The sequence below is a fragment of the Streptomyces sp. NPDC012466 genome (assembly GCF_042955215.1).
Taxonomy (GTDB): Bacteria; Actinomycetota; Actinomycetes; order Streptomycetales; family Streptomycetaceae; genus Streptomyces.
In genome coordinates this window covers 37443-58171 of record NZ_JBIBEQ010000006.1, presented here as the reverse complement: position 1 = coordinate 58171, position 20729 = coordinate 37443, and the positions used below count along the sequence as shown (strand labels likewise).

Genomic DNA, 20729 nt, shown 5'->3' with positions numbered 1-20729 from the left:
AGGCTGGATTCGATGACCAGACGGTGGCAGGTTGCCGTGGGCGCCAATGTGCTTCTCGGTATCCCGGGCGTCATACCGATCTGGATGCTGTGGTTCCTCGCAGCGAGCTGGACGAGCGGCCCCGAGTCGACGGACAACGACCCCATGGTGCTCTGGCTGCCGATCGCGGCCATCATCGTCGTCCCGTACGTCATGCTCTGGCTGTCCGTGAACCGCTCCATCGCGCGCCGGAGTTCGCTCACCCCACGGACCTACTGGTGGCTCAGCGCCCTGGCCACGTTCCTGCCGACCACGGCGCTGATCATCTACTCACCGTAAGAAGGGAACCAAGACGTGCACACCGAGAGGCGCGGCAGCGTGAACGGGATATCCAGACGAACCCTGGTGCGGACCGCCGGCGTGATCACGGCCGCCGCGGCGGTCGGCTCCCTCGCCCCGGGCACCGCGACGGCCGCCCCCGCGAGCGCCCCCTTGAGCGCACCGAAGAAAGCCCCCACCTCGGCCAACGGCTGGACCCTGGAGAAGGAGGCGAACCACGTCTCCACCGTGTGGACGCGCTCCGTCCCGGGCACCGGCCTGGAGGTCGACGTCCGGATCGGCGATGTGGAGGCGATCCTGCTCCACGTCGTCCGGCGCTACCACTACGAGGTCGAGCAACTGCCCCGTGTTGACCTCGCGGGCTGGCAGCGGATCGACGGCCTGAAGCAGAACGGGCCGGAGTCCAACCTTGCCTCGGGCACCGCGGTGCGGATCCGTCCGGGCGCGGGCGCGAGCGGCAGCCTCTTCCCGCTGCAGGTGCTGACGGTGCGCGACATCCTCGCCGACTGCGAGGGCGTGGTGCGCTGGGGCGGCGACGACAGCCCGGTCGACGAGTCGCTGTTCTATGTCGACCGCGGACCGGACGACGCGTCGGTCCGGAAGCTCGCCGACCGGCTGCGGCTGGCCGAGGCCACACCCGGACACGGCGCCGGTGTGACGGTCGACGTGCTGGCCCCGTCCCGGCGCGAGCGCGCGAAGAAGCTGGTGAAGGAGCAGCGGGCGGGCTGAGCCCCGTACGGCACGCGCTCAGGGGGCGGACGTTCGGTCCGCCCCCTGAGGACAGCGTCATCCATTGAGGATCACTCCTCGACGGTCAGCCCCTTGCGCAGCCGCACCAGCGTCCGCGACAGCAGACGCGAGACGTGCATCTGCGAGATGCCGAGCTCTTCGCCGATCTCCGACTGGGTCAGGCCCGCGACGAACCGCAGGGACAGGATCTTCCGGTCGCGCGGCGGGAGTTCGGCTATCAGCGGCTTCAACGACTCGACGTACTCGATGCCTTCGAGCCCGTGGTCCTCGTAGCCGATGCGGTCCGCGAGCGCGCCCTCGGAGTCGTCCTCCTCCGGCTGGGCGTCCAGCGAGGAGGCGGTGTAGGCGTTCGACGCGGCCATGCCCTCGACGACCTCGTCGTTGGAGAGGCCGAGGCGCTCGGCCAGTTCGGCCACCGTCGGGGCGCGGTCCAGCTTCTGGGCCAGCTCGTCGCCGGCCTTGGCCAGGTCGAGCCGCAGCTCCTGGAGCCGTCGCGGAACGCGCACGGACCACGAGGTGTCGCGGAAGAAGCGCTTGATCTCGCCGACGATGGTCGGCATCGCGAACGTGGGGAACTCCACACCGCGGGACATCTCGAAGCGGTCGATCGCCTTGATCAGGCCGATGGTGCCGACCTGGATGATGTCCTCCATCGGCTCGCTGCGGGAGCGGAACCGGGAGGCGGCGAACTTGACCAGCGCGAGGTTCAGTTCGACGAGCGTGTTGCGGACGTACGAGTACTCGTGGGTCCCTTCCTCCAGCGTCTCCAGACGCTCGAAGAGGGTCTTCGACAGGGCCCGTGCGTCGACCGCGTCGACTTCCGCGTACGGGGGGATGTCCGGAAGTCCGGCGAGGAGTTCGCCCTGTGTGACGAGCATCTCGTTCTGCTCGATGGGATTCAGATGTTCCGGAGGGGGTGTCGACGTCGCTTTCGGGGTACGCGATGCGTCGAGCCGGGGTGACATGATGTCCTCCATCGTTCTCGGCATATGGCTGCCGGAGCCGTAAGGTGCACTGCGGTGTGCGGCGCCTCCAAAGCCGGCCGTGTCGGGTACGTGTCCTTATCTAGGCCTACCCGCTTTCCCGAGCCCACCGCAAGTGCGTTCTGTGGGCATATGTCCGTTTGTGTGTAGTTGTTCGGGTGTCGGAGCATGCTGGGAAGGCGTAGTGTTCGAGGGCGTCAGCAACCAGCCTCGACGTCGGGAGAGAGAGACGGCATGGACCGCGGGACGGTCGGCAGCGCACAGTCTGGCCGGCTTCTGGTGGAGGTGCGGGAAGAGGGCTCTAGTGCCGTCGTGACCCCGGCGGGTGAGTTGGATCACCACACCGCCGATCTGTTGCGTGAGCCACTCGAGGACTGCCTCGCCAAGGGATTCAAGCGCCTCGTCATCGATTGCGCGCGCCTGGAGTTCTGTGACTCCACGGGCCTCAACGTGCTCCTCGGGGCGCGGCTGAAGGCGGAGGCGGCCGGTGGCGGCGTCTCGCTCGCCGGCATGCAGCCGGTGGTGGCCCGCGTGTTCGAGATCACGGGCGCGGACGCGGTCTTCAGCGTCCACGACTCGCTCGAGGCGGCCCTGGCCGACGAGTCGGGCTGACCGGCGGTGCGTCGGTGTGCGGTGCCTCGGACATCCCCCTGTGACCGGTGCCCCGGCCCCGTCGCGCCTTTCGTGCGGAATACATGGGTGTTCCCTCGGTCCGCCAGGGCAGGAGACATCCTGAACGTGTCGGTCGCCAGGGTGGCGGGGGCGCCGCGAAACCGACGCGCCGCGCGCTGCGTGACTGACGGTGTAGTGAACTTTCTGAATCGTGAACTGGTGAATCGGTGAGGTGAAGCGCTGATGAGCACCACCCGGCCCTACCCGCCGGGCGACCGCGGGCCGGAGCCCAGCGGCGCTTCCGGGGCGTCCGAGGGTGGCGTGGCGGCGACCGGTGCGTCCGGCGAGGGCGTGGGCACGCCGTCCGGGGCGGCATCGCCGGGGGGCCGGCAGGTGCGCCGGCTGAGTTTCGAGGGCGAGAGCGGCGTGGTGCCGCTGGCCCGCGACTTCACCCGCCAGGCGCTGTACGCGTGGGGCTGGCTGCCGGCCGCCTCCGCGGACCAGCGCGCCGCGGCCGAGGATGTGCTGCTGGTCGTCTCCGAGCTGGTCACCAACGCCTGCCTGCACGCCGAAGGGCCGGACCAGTTGCGGATCACCTGTGACAACAAGGTGATCCGTGTCGAGGTCGCCGACCGCGGCACGGGCCAGCCCGCACCCCGCACTCCGCACCGCGCGGGACGCCCGGGCGGCCATGGCATGTTCATCGTCCAGCGCCTGTGCCTGGACTGGGGCGTCGTCCGCACGCCGGGGGTCTCCGGCAAGACGGTGTGGGCGGAACTGGGCGCGCCCGCCTGATCCCGGGCGCCCTCGCCCGATCCGTGGCGCGCCGGCCTGGTTCCAGGCGCGCCATGATCTCTGTCCTGAATCAAGCCGGTGTGACCCGGATCGGCGCGCGTGCCTGCGCGATCCTGGGCCCGCCTGCCCGATTTCGGGCAACCTTGCCCCGCCTGGAACCCATTGCCCGGCTGTAGCCATGTATGGCTGATCCTGTGCGCACCTGTCCGTTCCTGTGTATACCTGTCGGATTCCCGGCTCCAGCGGGCACTCCGGGTACGCCCGAACGGGTGACCGCTCCGGCGTGGATCCGGCGCGCCCTGTGTCTTCCTTCCTCAAGGTCCCGGGCGTACCTTGACGGCCCTATCTGATACGCCGTCAGGAACAGGACAGGAAGGGGAGCGGCACCGTGTCGTACCGGAAACGAACCGCCGCGCTCGCGTCCGCCGCGGCCCTGGCCGGCTCGGTGGTGTGGATGGCCGCCCCCGCCGCCCGGGCCGAGGTCGTCGACGTCAACTACCAGTGCAAGACGCCGATCGGCGACAAGAGCGCCGTCTCGCCCATCGACATCAAGGCCGTCGAGAGCGGCAGCGGCTACCGGGTCACCATGTCCTGGCAGAAGGGCGTCTCCTCCAGCCCGGTCGAACTGGGCAAGGGCGCCATGACGCCCAGCGCCACCATCGCCCTGGGCGGCGCCGGCAGCGGCACCCTCTCGGTGACGGGCCCCGCCAACGACGCCGCGATCCCGGCGAACACGCCCATCAAGATCAGCGACCTGAGCGGCACGTACACACCGAAGAAGAGCGGCGAGGTCACCTTCACGGCCGGCGTGCTCACCATCAAGGCGCTCGGTACGACCACCACGTGCACCCCGACGAACGACCCGGGCCCGTCCCTCACCCTCGACGTCACGGCCGCGAGCGGCGGCGGCACCACCGGATCCGCCCAGGGTCCCGGTTCCGGCCCGGACGCCGGTGCGGGGCTTCCGCAGACCGGGCCGGAGGACTCGGCCGTCGCCCTCGGCACCCTCGGCGGCACGGTCCTGCTGGCCGGCGCGGCGGGCGCCCTGTGGCTGTCACGGCGTCACCAGGGGGCCCGGGCCGGGCGCTGAGCGCGCGTCCCTCCTGACAGGCGCCGACGTCCCGGTTCGCTTCGGGATGCCGATGCGGCGCCGACGCCGACGCCGTACGCCCGCACCGTACGACCGCTGGAGCCGCCGATGCCGCCCGCCGTCCGTCTTCCGAACGGGGCGCCGCCCCTGCTGTTGGCGCTGCTGCTGGTCCTGGCGTGCGCCGGGCCCGTCGCGGCGGTGGACCGGCCCGTCGTCGAGCTGTCCGAGTCCGAGGCGGGGACGGGCGGTTCGGTCACCGTCACCGGCAGCGGCTGGCGGCCGCGTGCCCTGCTGACGCTGCTGGTGTGCGGGCAGGCCGAACCGGAGCGGGGCGTGACCGGCGGCACCAACTCCTGCGCCAACGGCGACGGCCGGGCCGTCACCACCGGCCCCGACGGCCGCTTCCGCCGCGAACTGCCCGTCGTGGAGCCGCCGGTGCCGTGCCCCTGCCTGGTGCACGTGGCGACCGTGACGGGAGCAGGGGCCGAGGCCGACGCGGCCCTCCGGGTCGCCGGGCACGCCGTCGAGCCGATGCCCGCCGAAGCGGCCGGCGGACGGCTGTCCCTGCTCGCCGGCACCCGGCTGCGCGGCTCCGGCGGGCTGCTCACCTGGTTCGGCTCCCCGCCCTCGCGGACCCTCGTGGTCACCGTCGGCAACGTCGGCACCTCCCCCGTGAAGAACCCGGTCTTCCAGGTCGGCACCTCGCACGGCGTGTTCGCCCCCGAGTGGCAGGACCAGCGGTGGCGCGGCACGATCCGGCCGGGAGGGAAGGCCCGCATCGAACTGCCCGTGGAGCTCGGGGCCGGGGCGCACGGCGACTACACCGTGTCGCTGAAGTACGGCGGCAAGGTCCTCGCCGAACACCCCTGGGGTGTGGGGCGCCCCTGGGGCGTGACCCTGTTCTGGGTCCTCGTCCTGCTGGTCGTGCCGGCGGCCCTGTTCCGCGCGGCCCTGGCCGTGATCGACCACGTACGGCCACGCCGCCCCGGCCACGCGGCCCGCCCGGCCCGCCGCCTGCGGCCGTCGGCGCCCCGCGGGGCAGCGGCCCGGCCCTGGTCCGCCCCGGACGCCGACCGGCCGGGGCCGGGAGGGCCATGAAGAAGGGCCGCCGCACCCCGGGGGGTGCGACGGCCCGACGTCAGGGTCCGGAGGCCGGCGTCAGCGGACCTCGCCCATCATGGCCTTGACCTTCTTGCGGTACATGTACACCGCGAAGCCGGCGACCACGGCGAGCGCCGCCTCCAGCGCCACGAAGCCCGTCCGGTCGAGGTTGACCCCGCCGACGGCCGGGTTGGACAGCAGCGCGGTCACGGAGTCGCCCGCGGTGACCGCGAGGAACCAGACGCCCATCATCTGCGAGGCGTACTTCGCGGGCGCCATCTTCGTCGTCACGGACAGACCCACCGGCGACAGCGTCAGCTCACCCACGGTCTGCACGAAGTAGATCGCGACCAGCCACATCGCCGCGGCCTTGTGACCGCCCTCGGCGATCGACAGCGGGGCGAGGAAGAGGAAGAAGGACGCGCCCACCAGCACCAGGCCGGAGGCGAACTTCACGATGGTGCTCGGCTCCTGGCCGCGCCGGTTCAGCCACAGCCACAGCCAGGCGAAGACAGGTGCCAGCGCCATGATCAGGACCGGGTTGACCGACTGGTACCAGGAGACCGGGAACTCCCAGCCGAGGATCGTGTTGTCGGCCTTCTCCTTGGCGAAGAGCGACAGGGTCGAGCCGCCCTGGTCGTAGATCATCCAGAAGACGGCGGCGGCGACGAAGAACCAGATGTATGCCGACACCTTCGAGCGCTCGCCGGAGTCCAGGTCCTTGTCGCGCATGATGCGGGAGATGACCAGGATCGGAACGATCAGGCCGAGGAGGGTGAGCGGGATCAGCGCCCAGTTCAGGGTGAAGTGGCCGGTGCCGCCGACCAGACCGTAGAAGACCACGGCGACGGCCAGCCAGATCAGGCCCTTGCGCAGGGTGGACGCCTTCTCGGCGGGCGTCAGCGGGGTCGGGACCACGCTGCTCTTCGCGTCCAGGTGGCGGCTGCCGAGCAGGAACTGGACGAGGCCCAGCGCCATGCCGAGCGCGGCCAGTGCGAAGCCCAGGTGCCAGTCGACGTTCTCACCGACGGTGCCGATGACCAGCGGCGCGATGAAGGCGCCGAGGTTGATGCCGATGTAGAAGACCGTGAAGCCGCCGTCGCGGCGCGGGTCCTCGGGGCCGTCGTAGAGGTGGCCGACCATCGTGGAGATGTTGGCCTTCAGCAGACCGGAACCGATGGCCACCAGGCCCAGGCCGACGTAGAAGCTCGCCGCCGCGGGCAGCGCCAGGCACAGGTGGCCGAGCATGATGACCACGCCCGCGACGGCGACCGTCTTGCGGGGGCCGAGGACACGGTCGGCGAACCAGCCGCCGGGCAGGGTGAGCAGGTAGACGAGCGACAGGTAGACGGCGTAGATGGCCGTCGCCGTGCCCGCGCTCAGGTGCAGGCCACCCGGGGCCACCAGGTACAGCGGGAGCAGGGCCCTCATGCCGTAGTAGGAGAAACGCTCCCACATCTCGGTCATGAACAGAGTGGCCAGTCCGCGGGGGTGGCCGAAGAAGGTCTTCTCGGCACCGGGGGTGTCCGGTCGGGCCGAGTCCTTCGTCAGGCTGGACGCCATGGTCGTTCCTTGCTGCTCGGGACGCGCCCCGCGGCAGCGGTGGTGCGCCCGTTGGGGGGCTGCCGGCACCGGTGGGTACGGCCGTCCGTCCGACGCCTACGGGGGTCCGCTCCGGGTCACGAAGCGGTGGGCGGTCGCCACCGGGATCCACGCCTCTGCGCGCGTCGCCGCACTGCGAGGCCCGGCACAGGTCGTTTCACGTGGGGGGCCGGCGGGAACCGGCCCGCACACAAAAGAGACCTTCAGGGCAAACAGCCTCCGAAGGTCGCCGTGGTGCTACAGGCGTTGAATCACCATACGGCAGGACACCGCCGCATATGGAAGGGCTTGAGACACGGATCACAGGTGCGGGGGGAACCGTGCGCCCCATTTCCAAGGTCCTTACCAGGATCGCACCCCACAGGCAGAGGTTCGGGCGGCTACCCCCGGAACGTAAGAACCGCGTGTGTGAACGGTAAGGATCAAGGATTCCGGTCACACCCCAGCTCAGGGCGTCGCAGGTCTACCATCACCTCATGACCCGTGTACTGCTCGCCGAGGACGACGCGTCCATCTCGGAGCCCCTGGCCCGCGCTCTGCGCCGGGAGGGCTACGAGGTCGAGGTCCGCGAGGACGGACCCACCGCTCTCGACGCCGGACTGCAGGGCGGCGTCGACCTGGTCGTGCTCGACCTCGGTCTGCCCGGCATGGACGGTCTGGAGGTGGCCCGGCGCCTGCGTGGCGAAGGCCATGCCATCCCGATCCTCATCCTGACCGCGCGCGCCGACGAGGTGGACACCGTCGTCGGGCTCGACGCGGGTGCCGACGACTACGTCACCAAGCCCTTCCGGCTCGCCGAACTGCTCGCCCGGGTGCGGGCCCTGCTCCGGCGCGGCGCCTCCGAGCCGCAGCAGCCGCCCGCCACGCACGGCGTGCGCATCGACGTGGAGTCGCACCGCGCCTGGATGGGCGAGGAGGAGCTCCAGCTCACCGCGAAGGAGTTCGACCTGCTGCGGGTGCTGGTGCGGGACGCGGGCCGGGTCGTCACCCGCGACCAGCTGATGCGGGAGGTCTGGGACACGACCTGGTGGTCGTCGACCAAGACCCTCGACATGCACATCTCCTGGCTGCGCAAGAAGCTCGGCGACGATGCCGCCAACCCCCGCTACATCGCCACCGTGCGCGGTGTGGGCTTCCGTTTCGAGAAGAGCTGAGCCGCGGGGCCGGGCTCGGGTAACAGGACATGCGTCGCCGACTGATCCAGTCCACGCTCGCCGTGGTGCTCGTCGTGATCGCCGTCTTCGGCGTCTCCCTCGTCATCGTCGAGACCCGGACCATCAGCAACAGCGCCCAGGAGCGGGTGGAGTCCGAGGCGGTGCGGCTGGCCAGCATCGTCGACAGCCGGCTCTTCGGAGCGCAGCAGGTCGACGCGGAGGTGCTGCGCCAACAGGTCACCCAGGACCGCTACTACGCGGTGATCCGCATCCCCGGGGAGTCGCCCATCGAGGTCGGCACGAAGCCCGTCGGGGACGTCATCAGCGCGAGCGCGCCCGGTGAGGAGGGCGAGACCGTCACCGTCCAGGAGCCGCGCTCCTCGGTGACCCGTGAGGTCGGCCGGACGCTGCTGATCATCGCGCTGGTCGCGCTGCTGGCGGTGGTGGCCGCGGTGCTGCTGGCGGTCCGGCAGGCGAACCGGCTGGCGTCGCCCCTGACCGACCTCGCGGAGACGGCCGAGCGGCTCGGCTCGGGCGATCCGCGACCCCGGCACAAGCGGTACGGGGTGCCCGAGCTGGACCGGGTGGCCGACGTGCTGGACAGCTCCGCCGAGCGCATCGCCCGCATGCTGACCGCCGAACGCCGGCTGGCCGCGGACGCCTCCCACCAGCTGCGCACGCCGCTCACGGCGCTGTCGATGCGGCTGGAGGAGATCACCCTCACCGACGACCCGGACACGGTGAAGGAGGAGGCGACGATCGCGCTGACGCAGGTCGAGCGGCTGACGGACGTCGTGGAACGGCTGCTGACGAACTCACGCGATCCGCGCACCGGCTCCGCCGTCTCCTTCGACCTCGACGAGGTCATCCAGCAGCAGCTCGCCGAGTGGCGGCCGGCGTACCGCAGCGCGGGGCGGGCGATCGTCAGCTCCGGCAAACGGCATCTGCGCGCGGTGGGCACACCCGGCGCGGTCGCGCAGGTCCTGGCCGCGCTGATCGAGAACTCCCTCATGCACGGCGGAGGCACGGTGGCCCTGCGCACCCGCGTCACCGGCAACCAGGCGGTGATCGAGGTCACGGACGAGGGCCCCGGAGTCCCCGCCGACCTCGGCGCCCGGATCTTCGAACGGGCGATCAGCGGCCGCAACTCCACGGGCATCGGCCTGGCGGTCGCCCGCGACCTCGCGGAGGCCGACGGAGGCCGCCTGGAGATGCTCCAGACCAAACCCCCGGTCTTCGGCCTGTTCCTCTCCCGCACGCCCCTGCACAAGCCCCTGGACGACGAGGAACCGATGGTCCGCTAGGGGGTGCCGGGCTGGGCGCCCGCAGGGCTACGGCACCTGCTGCCTCGGCTTCGGGGGGCTCGGCGGCTCGTCGTGCAGGGCCGGGCCCGCGGACGCCGGCGTCTCGTGGGTGGGGAGCGCGCGGAAGACCCAGGAGCGGTAGGACCAGAAGCGGAACAGCGTCGCGATGCCGATGCCCAGGAACTTGAAGACGTTGTTCTGCAGCGGGGTGTCCCAGCCGAAGCCGTACGTCGCCGTGTACAGGACGCCGTTCTCGATGACCAGGCCGATCGCGCTGAACAGCAGGAACAGGGTCATCTCACGGGTGCGGCGGCTCTTGTCGCGGTCGCGGTACGTGAAGTAGCGGAAGCCGACGTAGTTGAAGACGATCGCCACGACGGTCGCGATGACACTCGCGCGCACCACCTGGAGGTCGGTGGTGTGCCGGACCAGGTTGAAGACGACGAGGTTGACCAGCACCCCGGCCCCGCCCACCGCGCCGAATTTGGCGACCTCGCGAACGGTCCGCCGGAGCCGAGAGGCACCATGTCCCATGGTCGTGCAGGCCCCCGTCCGTTCGTCGGCGTCAACCCAGCCATGCTAACCACCCGTCCTCGCGATCTTCCTGCGGACGCCGGTGGGCGGCCGGAGATGGTCCGGGCAGGGCCGGGGAGGGGCAGGAAACCGGCCACTCCGGCGCGGCCGATACCCTGGGGGAGTGACATTCCCGGTAGTCGGCATGGTCGGCGGTGGCCAGCTCGCTCGTATGACACACGAGGCGGGCATCCCGCTCGGCATCAGGTTCAAGCTCCTCAGTGACACCCCGCAGGACTCCGCTGCGCAGGTCGTGAGCGATGTCGTCGTCGGCGACTATCGCGACCTCGACACGCTGCGCGAGTTCGCCCGCGGGTGCGATGTGATCACCTTCGATCACGAACACGTGCCCACCGAGCACCTCAGGGCCCTGGAGGCGGATGGCATCCCCGTGCGCCCCGGCCCCGACGCGCTCGTGCACGCCCAGGACAAGGGGGTGATGCGCGCGAAGCTCGACGCGATCGGTGTGCCGTGTCCACGGCACCGGATCGTGAGCGACCCGCAGGACGTGGCCGCCTTCGCGGCCGAGGGCGAGGGCTTCCCCGTCGTCCTCAAGACCGTCCGCGGCGGCTACGACGGCAAGGGCGTGTGGGTCGTCGACTCCGCCGAGGAGGCCGCCGAGCCGTTCAAGGCCGGTGTCCCCGTGCTCGCCGAGGAGAAGGTCGACTTCCTGCGCGAGCTCGCCGCCAACGTCGTGCGCTCCCCGCACGGCCAGGCCGTCGCCTATCCGGTCGTCGAGTCCCGCCAGGTCAACGGCGTCTGCGACACGGTCATCGCGCCGGCCCCCGGCCTCGACCACGCCCTCGCGCTGCGGGCCGAGGAGATGGCGCTGAGCATCGCCAAGGAGCTCGGTGTCGTCGGGCACCTCGCCGTCGAGCTGTTCCAGACCCGCGACGGCCGCATCCTCGTCAACGAGCTCGCGATGCGCCCGCACAACTCCGGCCACTGGTCGATGGACGGCGCCGTCACCAGCCAGTTCGCCAACCATGTGCGAGCCGTCCTGGACCTGCCCCTCGGTGACCCGCGTCCGCGCGCCGAGTGGACGGTCATGGTCAACGTCCTCGGCGGCGACTACCCGGACATGTACTCCGCGTACCTGCACTGCATGGCCCGCGATCCCCAGCTGAAGATCCACATGTACGGCAAGGACGTGAAGCCCGGCCGCAAGGTCGGTCACGTCAACACCTACGGCGACGACCTGGACGACGTGCTGGAGCGCGCCCGTCACGCTGCCGGCTACCTGAGAGGCACCATCACCGAATGAGCCCTGTTGTTGGCATCGTCATGGGGTCGGACTCCGACTGGCCCGTCATGGAGGCCGCCGCCCAGGCCCTCGACGAGTTCGAGATCGCCTACGAGGTCGACGTCGTCTCCGCGCACCGCATGCCGCGCGAGATGGTCGCCTACGGCGAGCAGGCCGACGGCCGCGGGCTCAAGGTGATCATCGCCGGGGCGGGCGGCGCCGCCCACCTGCCCGGCATGCTGGCCTCCGTCACCCCACTGCCGGTCATCGGCGTGCCCGTGCCGCTGAAGTACCTCGACGGCATGGACAGCCTCCTGTCCATCGTGCAGATGCCGGCCGGTGTCCCGGTCGCGACGGTCTCCGTCGCCGGTGCTCGCAACGCCGGTCTGCTCGCGGCCCGCATCCTCGCCGCGCACGACGAGGACCTGCGCGTCCGCATGCGCGAGTTCCAGCAGGAGCTCAACGACCAGGCCACCGAGAAGGGCAAGCGCCTGCGCTCCAAGGTCGAGGGTGCGGGCGGCTTCGGCTTCGGCGCGGGGAAGTGACGACGTGACCTCCCAGGAGGCGGCCCGGGAACTCCTCAGCGAGTTCCCGGTCGTCGACGGCCACAACGACCTGCCCTGGGCCCTGCGCGCACAGGTCCGCTACGACCTCGACGCCCGCGACATCGCCGCCGACCAGAGCGCCCATCTGCACACCGACATCCCCCGGCTGCGCGCCGGCGGGGTCGGCGCGCAGTACTGGTCGGTCTACGTCCGCACCGACTCACCCTCCCCGGTCGCGGACACGCTCGAACAGATCGACTGCGTACGGCAGTTGCTGACCAGGCACGCCGAGGACCTGCGTCCCGCGCTGACGGCCGCCGACATGGAGGCCGCACGCGGGGAGGGCCGTATCGCCTCCCTCATGGGCGCGGAGGGCGGCCACTCGATCGCCAACTCCCTGGGCGCGCTGCGCGGCCTGTACGGGCTCGGCGTGCGCTACCTCACGCTCACCCACAACGACAACGTCGACTGGGCCGACTCGGCGACCGACGAGCCGAAGGCCGGTGGCCTCACCGCGTTCGGCCGTGAGGTCGTCCGCGAGATGAACCGGCTCGGCATGCTCGTCGACCTCTCCCACGTCGCGGCGACGACCATGCGGGACGCGCTGGACGCGAGCTCGGCCCCGGTGATCTTCTCCCACTCCTCCGCGCGGGCCGTCTGCGACCACCCGCGCAACATCCCGGACGACGTCCTGGAGCGGCTGCCCGCCAACGGCGGTGTCGCGATGGTGACGTTCGTGCCGAAGTTCGTCCTCCAGGCGGCCGTGGACTGGACGGCCGCGGCCGACGAGAACATGCGGGCCCACGGCTTCCACCCCCTCGACACCACCGCGCCCGCCATGAAGGTGCACCGCGCCTTCGAGGAGCGCCACCCGCGCCCGGTCGCCACGGTGTCGACGGTCGCCGACCACCTGGACCACATGCGTGAGACGGCCGGCGTCGACCACCTCGGCATCGGCGGCGACTACGACGGCACCGCCTTCACCCCCGAGGGGCTCGCCGACGTCTCCGGCTACCCGAACCTCCTCGCGGAACTGCTCGACCGCGGCTGGTCCAAGGCCGATCTGGCCAAGCTGACCTGGAAGAACGCGGTCCGGGTCCTGGACGCGGCGGAGGACGTGGCCCGGGGGCTCCAGGCGACGCGGCCGCCGTCCAACGCCACGATCGAGTCGCTGGACGCGCCCGCCGGCTGAGCGGGGCGGGCGGGGTGGCCGGGGGAGCCGGTCGCCCCGCCCGCCCCGCGTACCGGACCCGCCTCCCGCCTCAGCGGCGCCCCGATCGCGGCCGCGCCACGGGGCACCCGCGCACGAGGCCGGCGTCGTACTCCGAACGCCCCGCCCACCAGGAACCGCTCTCCGCTCCGTGCGACGGTGACCGTACCTCACGAACGAGCGTACGGAGCCGCCATGGCAGACCTCCAGGACGACCTGCGCCCCACCGCCGCGGCCGCCGGCGGGTTCGACGAGCTGGCCGAGCCGTACCCCGATGAGGGCCTGGTCACGGCGGAGTCCTACGAGCCCGTCTCCGACCCGGACGACGCGCCCATGACCCGGGCCCACGCCATCCTCGCCGCGCACCCCGTGGCCGACGGCTACAACGGACTGCCCTGGGCGCTCAAGCGCATGTCCTGGTACGACCTGGAGGACGGCGAGAGCACCGTCGACACGGATGTGCCCCGGCTGCGCGGCGGCCATGTGGGCGCGCTGTTCTGGTCGTTGCACCTGCCCGAGGGCCTCGACGGCGACCGGGCCGTCGGCGCCACCCTGGAGCAACTGGACCTGGCGAAGACCGTCGCGCGGAGCTGCGAGGAGGGCCTGCGGCCGGTCTGCACGGCCGGGCAGGTCGCGGACGCCCGCAACTGCGGCCGCGTCGCCGTGCTCTTCGGTCCCGCCGGAGCCCCGGCCCTGGGCGACTCGCTCGGCATCCTGCGCCAGCTGCACCTGCTCGGCCTGCGTGCCCTGACGCTGACCGGTGTGTCCTGGGCGAGTGACGCGGGGCTGACCCGGTTCGGCGAGGAGGTCGTGCGGGAGATGAACCGGCTCGGCGTGATCGTGGACCTCTCCGGCGCGTCCGCCCAGACCGTCCGCCGCGTCCTGAGCCTGTCCCGGGCGCCCGTGCTGTGCAGCCGCTCCGCCGCCCGGGCCCTGCGCCCGCACCCCGTCAACCTCCCCGACGACCTGCTGGCGGAGCTGGGCGCGGCCAGGGGACTGTGTCTGGTGCCGCTGACGGCCGAGCAGGCCGGCCCGACCGTCCGCGATGTCGCCGACCATCTCGACCACATCCGCGCCGTGGCCGGAGCGCACTGCGTCGGACTGTCCGGCACGTACGACACCGGGGCCGCCCACCCGCAGGAGCTCGGCGACACCTCCTGCTTTCCCAGGCTGGTCGCCGAGCTGCTGCGACGCGGCTGGGAGGAGGCCGACGTTGCCCTGCTGACCTGGGGCAACGTCCAGCGGGTCCTGCGGGGTGCCGACTTCACGGCCCGCGCTGCCCAGCAGCGCCGCGAACCCTCGACGGCGACGATCGCGGACCTGGACGGCTAGCGGCCCCGCCTGCCGGGCCGGATCAGGCGTCTTCGATCCGGCACAGGCAGAACGGATGCCCCACCGGGTCGGCGTAGACGCGGAAGTCCTTCTTCTCGTAGTCCTCCTTGTCCAGCACCCGCGCGCCCAGGGCCAGCACCCGCTCCTCGGCCGCGTCGATCTCGTCCCAGGTCGCCCCCGCGTCGAAGTCGAGGTGGAACTGCTGGGCGTTGCGGTCGGCCCGCGGCCACTCCGGGGCGGTGTAACCGGGGGAGCGCTGGAAGGCGAGCCGGGGCCCGCCGGGGACGCGCAGCACCACCCAGTCGGGGTCGTCGTCCTCCGGCGTACCGCCGCCGACCTGCGCGTAGAAGCGGGCCAGCTCGCGGGGGTCGGGGCAGTCGACGACCACGGAACGGAAACGTGCCACGGCGGACATGGGGCCTCCAGACGTCAGCAGGCGCAGAGACAGAACGGGTGCCCGGCCGGATCGGCGTAAACCCGGAAGGTCCGCTCCCGGTCCTCGGCGTCCAGCGGCTTCGCGCCGAGGGCCAGCACGCCCTTCTCGGCCGCGTCCAGGTCGTCGACGACCAGGTCGAGGTGGAACTGCTGCGAGCCGTCGGGCGACGGCCACGTCGGTGGCACGTACCCGGGGGATGCCTGGAAGGCCAGTGCGCCGCCCGGCACCTTCAGGTCGACCCACTCGTCCTCCCCGTCGGTCTCCACCGTCGGCGTGCCGCCGAGCACCTCGGCGTAGAAACCGGCCAGGGCCCGCGGGTCGGGACAGTCCAGGACGACGACACCCAGCTTGGCGAGAGCCATGACTTCCTCCTCGAAGTGGGGGTTACCCACAGGGGCGGGTAACCGGTAACCGTTACTGCATGCTCCCCCATAGGAGGTAACCTCGCAAGGGGAATCGCGAGAGGTACGGTCCAGCCATGACGGAGAGATCGCCCGCGCCCGGCGGCCTGACCCTGGTCGAGGCCCTGGTGAACACGCTGGACATCGAGTCCGGCGCCGACGCCCTGGACACGCCCGAGGGCCGGGCGCGCCTCGGCATCACCCCGGACGAGACGGACCGGGCCCGCACCCTGCGCGAGTCGCTGCGCGCGACCCTGCTCGCCCACGCCGGCCACCCGCCCCACCGGGAGGTCACCCCCCTCGACGACCTCCTGGCCGATGCCCCGCTGCTCGTCACGGTCGACGCGGCGGACGGCTCGGCCGCCCTGACCCCCGCCGACGGCCGCTCCCTGCACGCGCGCGTGGCCGCCGCCGTCGCCGAGGCCCTGGTCGCCGGCACCTGGACCCGTCTCAAGGCGTGCGAGGCCGCCGACTGCCACTGGGCCTACTACGACCGCAGCCCGGCCGGTCGCGGCCGCTGGTGCTCCATGCAGGTCTGCGGGGCCCGCGCGAAGATGCGCCGCTACCGGGCCAAGGACGTCGCCAAGGACGTGTAGGGGCGCCCTGACCCCTGTTGCCGCCCCGCCTCACGGCCGGCTGGGGCAGAATGAACGAAGACGCCGGTTCGGCCGACTGAGCCTCGGCCGAACCGGCGTCACCTGTCTCCGCGTCCGCCGGCGATCAGGCCTTCGGGCGTCCCATCGCCCGGTACGTCCAGCCGGCCTTGCGCCAGCGCTCCGGGTCGAGGGCGTTGCGGCCGTCCAGGATCACCCGCGCCGCCGCGACTTCGCCGAGGGCCTCCTCGTCCAGCTCGCGGAACTCCCGCCACTCCGTCAGGTGCAGCACGATGTCGGCCCCGCGCACGGCGTCCAGCGCCGAGTCGGCGTAGCCGAGCGTCGGGAAGACACTGCGGGCGTTGTCCATGCCCTTCGGGTCGTAGACCGTGACCTGGCCGCCCTGGAGGTGGATCTGCCCGGCCACGTTGAGCGCGGGGGAGTCCCGCACGTCGTCCGAGTCGGGCTTGAAGGTCGCGCCCAGCACCGCCACCCGCTTGCCCAGGAACGGCCCGCCGCCCAGCGCCTGCCGGGCCAGCTCCACCATCTGCCCGCGCTGGCGCATGTTGATCGAGTCGATCTCCCGCAGGAACGTCAGCGCCTGGTCCGCGCCCAGCTCACCGGCGCGCGCCATGAACGCCCGGATGTCCTTCGGCAGACACCCGCCGCCGAAGCCGATCCCGGCCCGCAGGAACTTCCTTCCGATCCGGTCGTCGTACCCGATGGCCTCCGCCAGCTTGGCCACGTCACCACCCGCGGCCTCGCACACCTCCGCCATCGCGTTGATGAACGAGATCTTCGTGGCGAGGAAGGAGTTCGCGGAGGTCTTCACCAGCTCGGAGGTCGGGAAGTCCGTGACCACGAACGGCGAGCCCTCGGCGATCGGCGTGGCGTACACCTCCCGCAGCAGCTTCTCCGCGCGCTCGCTGCGCACGCCCACCACGAGCCGGTCGGGGTGCAGCGTGTCGTCGACGGCGAAGCCCTCGCGCAGGAACTCCGGGTTCCACGCGAGTTCGGCGTCCGCCCCCGCGGGCGCGTGCGCGGCCAGGTAGGCGGCGAGGCGGTCCGCCGAGCCGACCGGCACGGTCGACTTGCCGACGACCAGCGCCGGACCGTGCAGATGCGGCGCGAGCGAGGCGAACGCGGAGTCGACATAGCTCATGTCGCAGGCGTACTCGCCGTGCCGCTGCGGGGTGTTCACACAGACGAAGTGCACATCGCCGAACGCGCCGACCTCCGCCCAGTCCTGGGTGAAGCGCAGCCGGCCGCTGGAGCCCTCGATGCCGGCGACGTGCTTGCGCAGCAGCTCCTCGAGGCCCGGCTCGTACATCGGGGCCTCGGCGCGCTCCAGCTTCTCGATCTTCTCGCGCACGACGTCCAGGGCGAGCACCTCGAACCCCAGCTCGGCCATGGCCGCCGCGTGTGTCGCGCCGAGATAACCGGTGCCGATCACGGTGATCTTCAGGGCCATGGGTGCTCCAGGGGTCTGCGGCATGTGGTGCGCGCCCGAGCATATCCGGGGCATGGCCGCGCGCTTCACTGGGCAACTTCTCCGCTGTCGCCTAGCTCACGTATCACTCCCGTGGGCGACCCCATAAACTTTTGATTACTTAACGGTAGTTAGCGCCAGCATCGCAGCGTTTTGGAGCGTGAGAAACCTTGGCCGGATCGGCTGACTTCGACCTGTACCGCCCGTCCGAGGAGCACGACATGCTCCGTGACGCCGTCCGCTCGCTGGCCGAGGCGAAGATCGCGCCGCACGCCGCCGCGGTGGACGAGGAGGCCCGCTTCCCCCGCGAGGCCCTCGACGCGCTGGTGGCGAACGACCTGCACGCGGTGCACGTACCGGAGGAGTACGGAGGCTCGGGCGCGGACGCGCTGGCCACCGTCATCGTGATCGAAGAGGTCGCCCGCGTGTGCGCCTCCTCCTCCCTCATCCCGGCCGTGAACAAGCTGGGCTCCCTGCCGGTGATCCTCTCCGGCTCCGAGGACCTGAAGAAGCGGTACATGACCCCGCTCGCCAAGGGCGACGGCATGTTCTCGTACTGCCTCTCCGAGCCCGACGCCGGTTCCGACGCCGCCGGCATGAAGACGAAGGCCGTCCGCGACGGCGACCACTACGTCCTCAACGGCGTGAAGCGCTGGATCACCAACGCCGGTGAGTCCGAGTACTACACGGTGATGGCCGTCACCGACCCGGCCAAGCGCTCCAAGGGCATCTCCGCCTTCGTCGTCGAGAAGTCCGACGAGGGCGTCTCCTTCGGTGCCCCCGAGAAGAAGCTCGGCATCAAGGGCTCCCCGACCCGCGAGGTCTACCTCGACAACGTCCGCATCCCCGCCGACCGCATGATCGGCGAGGAGGGCACCGGCTTCGCCACGGCGATGAAGACCCTCGACCACACCCGCATCACCATCGCCGCCCAGGCCCTCGGCATAGCCCAGGGCGCCCTCGACTACGCCAAGGGCTACGTCCAGGAGCGCAAGCAGTTCGGCAAGCCGATCGCCGACTTCCAGGGCATCCAGTTCATGCTCGCCGACATGGCCATGAAGATCTCGGCCGCCCGCGCCCTGACCTACCAGGCCGCCGCCGCCTCCCAGCGCGTCGACGCCGACCTCACCTACCTGGGCGCCGCCGCCAAGTGCTTCGCCTCGGACGTGGCGATGGAGGTCACCACGGACGCGGTCCAGCTCCTCGGCGGGTACGGCTACACGCGCGACTACCCGGTGGAGCGCATGATGCGCGACGCCAAGATCACGCAGATCTACGAGGGTACGAACCAGGTCCAGCGCATCGTCATGGCGCGCAACCTGCCGTAGCCGCGCTCCGGGGGCCGGGACGCTCCGGTCCCCGGCGTTGTCACAGGAAGCGGCGGATCGGGGTGACCGCGGCTTCGGCGAGGCGCTGGGGCAGGGGGCGCCGCTTCCACCGGGTGGCGTCGATCGGCTCGCTGCGCTCCCGGTCGGCGTCGAAGTCGGCGTCCAGGGCCGCGGTGAAGTCCTCGTCGAGGACGGCCAGCACGACCTCCTCGTCGTGCTCCATGGAGCGGCGGTTGAAGTTCGTGGAGCCGATGAGGGAGCACACCCCGTCGACCGTGATGATCTTCGTGTGGAGCATGGTCGGCTGGTACTCCCGCACGTCCACCCCCGCGTCGACGAGCGTCTGGTAGTGCTGCCGCCCGGCCAGCAGGCACGCCCGCTGGTCGGTGTACGGGCCGGGCAGCAGGATCTCGACCCGGACCCCGCGGCGCGCCGCCGCGGCCAGGAGGTCGACGAAGTAGGTGTCGGGGGCGAAGTAGGCCGTGGCCACCCGCAGGCGCTCCCGCGCCGAGGTGATCAGGACCCGCAGCACCGTCTGCATGTCCTGCCAGCCGAAGGCGGCCGACCCCCGCACGACCTGGACCGTGGCCCGGCCGGGCTGCTCCTGGGCGGTGAAGCGGTCGTGGTCGTCGTAGAGGTCGTCGTGACACTCGGCCCAGTTCTGGGCGAAGGCCGCGGCGATGCCGTCCACGGCGGGTCCGCGGACCTGGACATGGGTGTCGCGCCACTCGTCCGGGTTCCGGGCGGCGCCGCACCACTCCTGCGCGATGCCCACACCTCCGGTGAAGGCCGTGTGCTCGTCGGTGACCAGCACCTTGCGGTGGCAGCGGTGATTCTGCCGCATCGGCGACAGGCGCGTGGGTCTGCGGAACCAGGCCACCTGGACACCGGCCTCGTCCATGGCGTCCAGCAGGCCGGGCTCTATCTCCTTGGCCCCGAAGCCGTCCAGCAGCAGCCGCACCCGGACCCCCGCGCGGGCCCGCTCGGCCAGGGCGTCGGCGAACTCGTGGGCGACCTCGCCGCGCCAGTACACGAACGTCATCATGTCGACGGTGTGCTCCGCGGCGCGTATGGCGGCCAGCATCGCGGGGAAGATCTCGTCGCCGTTGCGCAGCGGCACGAGTTCGTTGCCCTCGGTCGCGGCGACGCCGATCAGCCGCTCCAGCCGCCTGCGCAGCCGCTGCTTCTGCCCCTCCGGCCCTCTCGTCTCCGGCACCCGCCGTTCGTCGTACGTCTGCTGCGTCATGTGTGGGTCTCCCCCCTGCACGGTTCGCTCGCCGCCCCCGGCCCGGCGACGCCGGGCCTCCGGCGTGCCTGCACACCCTTTTTGCCGCTGCCGGAGGATTCACGCAGACCCCGGTGAGTCGTGCCTCACAGGAGGGGGCGCACCGCACACGGGCGGGTCCGTCCTGTGGTGCTCATGGGGCCACAGGCGTAGGACGAGAGGAGCGGGCGCCGATCCGCGGCTCCCGCCACCCCTCCCGGGAGGACGTCATGACCCAGCAGCCCGCCACCACGACCCGGCTGAGCAAGGAGATGCAGGACTGCGTGCAGGCGTGCATGGCCTGCCACAGCGTGTGCGAGGAGACCATGAGCTCCTGCCTGCAGATGGGCGGCCCGGCCCAGATGCAGATCATGCGCACGGTCATGGACTGTGCCGAGATGACGCGCATGTGCGCCGACATGATGATGCGCCGCTCGCCCCTGATGGCCGAGATGTGCGCGATGTGCGCCCGGGCCTGTGACATGTGCGCCGAGGCGTGTATGTCCATGCCGGACGACGCACAGATGATGCGGTGCGCGGAGGCCTGTCGCCGCTGCGCCGAGATGTGCCGCTCGATGTCGGCCGCCTCGATGTGAGGACCGCCGC

Annotated in this window: 22 protein-coding genes; 15 read left to right on the top strand and 7 right to left on the bottom strand. The window is 71.5% G+C overall.

Features of this window, described 5'->3' with window-relative positions:
- The first annotated feature begins 12 nt into the window (after positions 1–12).
- Both ACFY9E_RS22330 and ACFY9E_RS22325 read left to right on the top strand, forming a co-directional pair.
- On the top strand, positions 13–318 hold the full coding sequence (locus tag ACFY9E_RS22330) for a hypothetical protein (RefSeq protein ID WP_390986788.1): 306 nt from the start codon (positions 13–15) through the stop codon (positions 316–318).
- A gap of 15 nt (positions 319–333) precedes the next feature.
- Positions 334–1047 (top strand): hypothetical protein, encoded by a 714-nt coding sequence (locus ACFY9E_RS22325; protein WP_390986785.1) that lies wholly within the window; start codon positions 334–336, stop codon positions 1045–1047.
- 71 nt (positions 1048–1118) lie between these two features.
- Here ACFY9E_RS22325 and ACFY9E_RS22320 read toward each other — a convergent pair whose 3' ends face one another.
- The gene (locus ACFY9E_RS22320) at positions 1119–2045 is read right to left on the bottom strand and encodes a SigB/SigF/SigG family RNA polymerase sigma factor (protein WP_390986783.1); all 927 of its coding nucleotides are present in this window, start codon (positions 2043–2045) and stop codon (positions 1119–1121) included.
- Positions 2046–2285: 240 nt separating this feature from the next.
- Here ACFY9E_RS22320 and ACFY9E_RS22315 point away from each other — a divergent pair, with 240 nt between their 5' ends.
- The 4 genes from ACFY9E_RS22315 to ACFY9E_RS22300 all read left to right on the top strand — a co-directional run bounded on the left by ACFY9E_RS22315 (position 2286) and on the right by ACFY9E_RS22300 (position 5646).
- Positions 2286–2663 (top strand): STAS domain-containing protein, encoded by a 378-nt coding sequence (locus tag ACFY9E_RS22315; RefSeq protein ID WP_031102780.1) that lies wholly within the window; start codon positions 2286–2288, stop codon positions 2661–2663.
- Between the two features lie 243 nt (positions 2664–2906).
- The gene (locus ACFY9E_RS22310; RefSeq protein WP_390986780.1) at positions 2907–3458 is read left to right on the top strand and encodes an ATP-binding protein; all 552 of its coding nucleotides are present in this window, start codon (positions 2907–2909) and stop codon (positions 3456–3458) included.
- 388 nt (positions 3459–3846) lie between these two features.
- Positions 3847–4548, top strand: a complete 702-nt coding sequence (locus ACFY9E_RS22305; RefSeq protein ID WP_390986778.1) for an LPXTG cell wall anchor domain-containing protein — start codon at positions 3847–3849, stop codon at positions 4546–4548.
- A gap of 108 nt (positions 4549–4656) precedes the next feature.
- A complete protein-coding gene (locus tag ACFY9E_RS22300) occupies positions 4657–5646 on the top strand; it encodes a hypothetical protein (RefSeq protein ID WP_390986775.1) in 990 nt (329 codons plus the stop codon).
- A 60-nt stretch (positions 5647–5706) separates the two neighbouring features.
- Here the strand turns inward: ACFY9E_RS22300 and ACFY9E_RS22295 are convergent, their stop codons facing one another.
- Complete coding sequence (locus tag ACFY9E_RS22295; protein ID WP_390986773.1) at positions 5707–7212, bottom strand: oligopeptide:H+ symporter; 1506 nt, start codon at positions 7210–7212, stop codon at positions 5707–5709.
- 515 nt (positions 7213–7727) lie between these two features.
- Between ACFY9E_RS22295 and ACFY9E_RS22290 the strand changes: the two genes are divergently transcribed.
- On the top strand, positions 7728–8405 hold the full coding sequence (locus ACFY9E_RS22290) for a response regulator transcription factor (RefSeq protein ID WP_030844734.1): 678 nt from the start codon (positions 7728–7730) through the stop codon (positions 8403–8405).
- Between the two features lie 29 nt (positions 8406–8434).
- The gene (locus ACFY9E_RS22285; RefSeq protein ID WP_390986770.1) at positions 8435–9709 is read left to right on the top strand and encodes an ATP-binding protein; all 1275 of its coding nucleotides are present in this window, start codon (positions 8435–8437) and stop codon (positions 9707–9709) included.
- A 27-nt stretch (positions 9710–9736) separates the two neighbouring features.
- Here ACFY9E_RS22285 and ACFY9E_RS22280 read toward each other — a convergent pair whose 3' ends face one another.
- On the bottom strand, positions 9737–10243 hold the full coding sequence (locus tag ACFY9E_RS22280) for a GtrA family protein (protein ID WP_390986767.1): 507 nt from the start codon (positions 10241–10243) through the stop codon (positions 9737–9739).
- 163 nt (positions 10244–10406) lie between these two features.
- Here ACFY9E_RS22280 and ACFY9E_RS22275 point away from each other — a divergent pair, with 163 nt between their 5' ends.
- The 4 genes from ACFY9E_RS22275 to ACFY9E_RS22260 all read left to right on the top strand — a co-directional run bounded on the left by ACFY9E_RS22275 (position 10407) and on the right by ACFY9E_RS22260 (position 14612).
- Positions 10407–11546, top strand: a complete 1140-nt coding sequence (locus ACFY9E_RS22275) for a 5-(carboxyamino)imidazole ribonucleotide synthase (protein ID WP_390986764.1) — start codon at positions 10407–10409, stop codon at positions 11544–11546.
- Positions 11543–12070, top strand: coding sequence for a 5-(carboxyamino)imidazole ribonucleotide mutase (purE, locus tag ACFY9E_RS22270; protein WP_390986762.1), 528 nt, complete (start codon positions 11543–11545; stop codon positions 12068–12070). The genes ACFY9E_RS22275 and purE overlap by 4 nt, the downstream gene beginning before the upstream one ends.
- 4 nt (positions 12071–12074) lie before the next feature.
- Entirely contained in the window at positions 12075–13262 is a 1188-nt protein-coding gene (locus ACFY9E_RS22265) for a membrane dipeptidase (RefSeq protein WP_390986759.1), read from the top strand.
- 213 nt (positions 13263–13475) lie between these two features.
- Complete coding sequence (locus tag ACFY9E_RS22260) at positions 13476–14612, top strand: membrane dipeptidase (protein WP_390986756.1); 1137 nt, start codon at positions 13476–13478, stop codon at positions 14610–14612.
- A 22-nt stretch (positions 14613–14634) separates the two neighbouring features.
- Here ACFY9E_RS22260 and ACFY9E_RS22255 read toward each other — a convergent pair whose 3' ends face one another.
- Both ACFY9E_RS22255 and ACFY9E_RS22250 read right to left on the bottom strand, forming a co-directional pair.
- A complete protein-coding gene (locus ACFY9E_RS22255) occupies positions 14635–15027 on the bottom strand; it encodes a VOC family protein (protein ID WP_390986753.1) in 393 nt (130 codons plus the stop codon).
- Between the two features lie 14 nt (positions 15028–15041).
- The gene (locus ACFY9E_RS22250; RefSeq protein ID WP_390986751.1) at positions 15042–15410 is read right to left on the bottom strand and encodes a VOC family protein; all 369 of its coding nucleotides are present in this window, start codon (positions 15408–15410) and stop codon (positions 15042–15044) included.
- A gap of 116 nt (positions 15411–15526) precedes the next feature.
- On the opposite strand from ACFY9E_RS22250, the gene ACFY9E_RS22245 reads away from it, so the two are divergent.
- Positions 15527–16045: a CGNR zinc finger domain-containing protein gene (locus ACFY9E_RS22245; protein ID WP_390986749.1), complete on the top strand. Its 519-nt coding sequence runs from the start codon at positions 15527–15529 to the stop codon at positions 16043–16045.
- Between the two features lie 124 nt (positions 16046–16169).
- Here ACFY9E_RS22245 and ACFY9E_RS22240 read toward each other — a convergent pair whose 3' ends face one another.
- The gene (locus tag ACFY9E_RS22240) at positions 16170–17513 is read right to left on the bottom strand and encodes a nucleotide sugar dehydrogenase (RefSeq protein WP_390986747.1); all 1344 of its coding nucleotides are present in this window, start codon (positions 17511–17513) and stop codon (positions 16170–16172) included.
- Between the two features lie 188 nt (positions 17514–17701).
- Here ACFY9E_RS22240 and ACFY9E_RS22235 point away from each other — a divergent pair, with 188 nt between their 5' ends.
- Positions 17702–18859 carry an acyl-CoA dehydrogenase gene (locus tag ACFY9E_RS22235; RefSeq protein ID WP_283974627.1) on the top strand — a complete coding sequence of 386 codons (1158 nt, stop codon included), beginning with the start codon at positions 17702–17704 and terminating at the stop codon, positions 18857–18859.
- Positions 18860–18899: 40 nt separating this feature from the next.
- On the opposite strand, the gene ACFY9E_RS22230 is transcribed toward ACFY9E_RS22235, so the two are convergent.
- Positions 18900–20105, bottom strand: a complete 1206-nt coding sequence (locus tag ACFY9E_RS22230) for a phospholipase D-like domain-containing protein (protein ID WP_390986743.1) — start codon at positions 20103–20105, stop codon at positions 18900–18902.
- A 248-nt stretch (positions 20106–20353) separates the two neighbouring features.
- On the opposite strand from ACFY9E_RS22230, the gene ACFY9E_RS22225 reads away from it, so the two are divergent.
- The gene (locus ACFY9E_RS22225; protein ID WP_390986740.1) at positions 20354–20719 is read left to right on the top strand and encodes a four-helix bundle copper-binding protein; all 366 of its coding nucleotides are present in this window, start codon (positions 20354–20356) and stop codon (positions 20717–20719) included.
- Positions 20720–20729 lie beyond the last annotated feature (10 nt).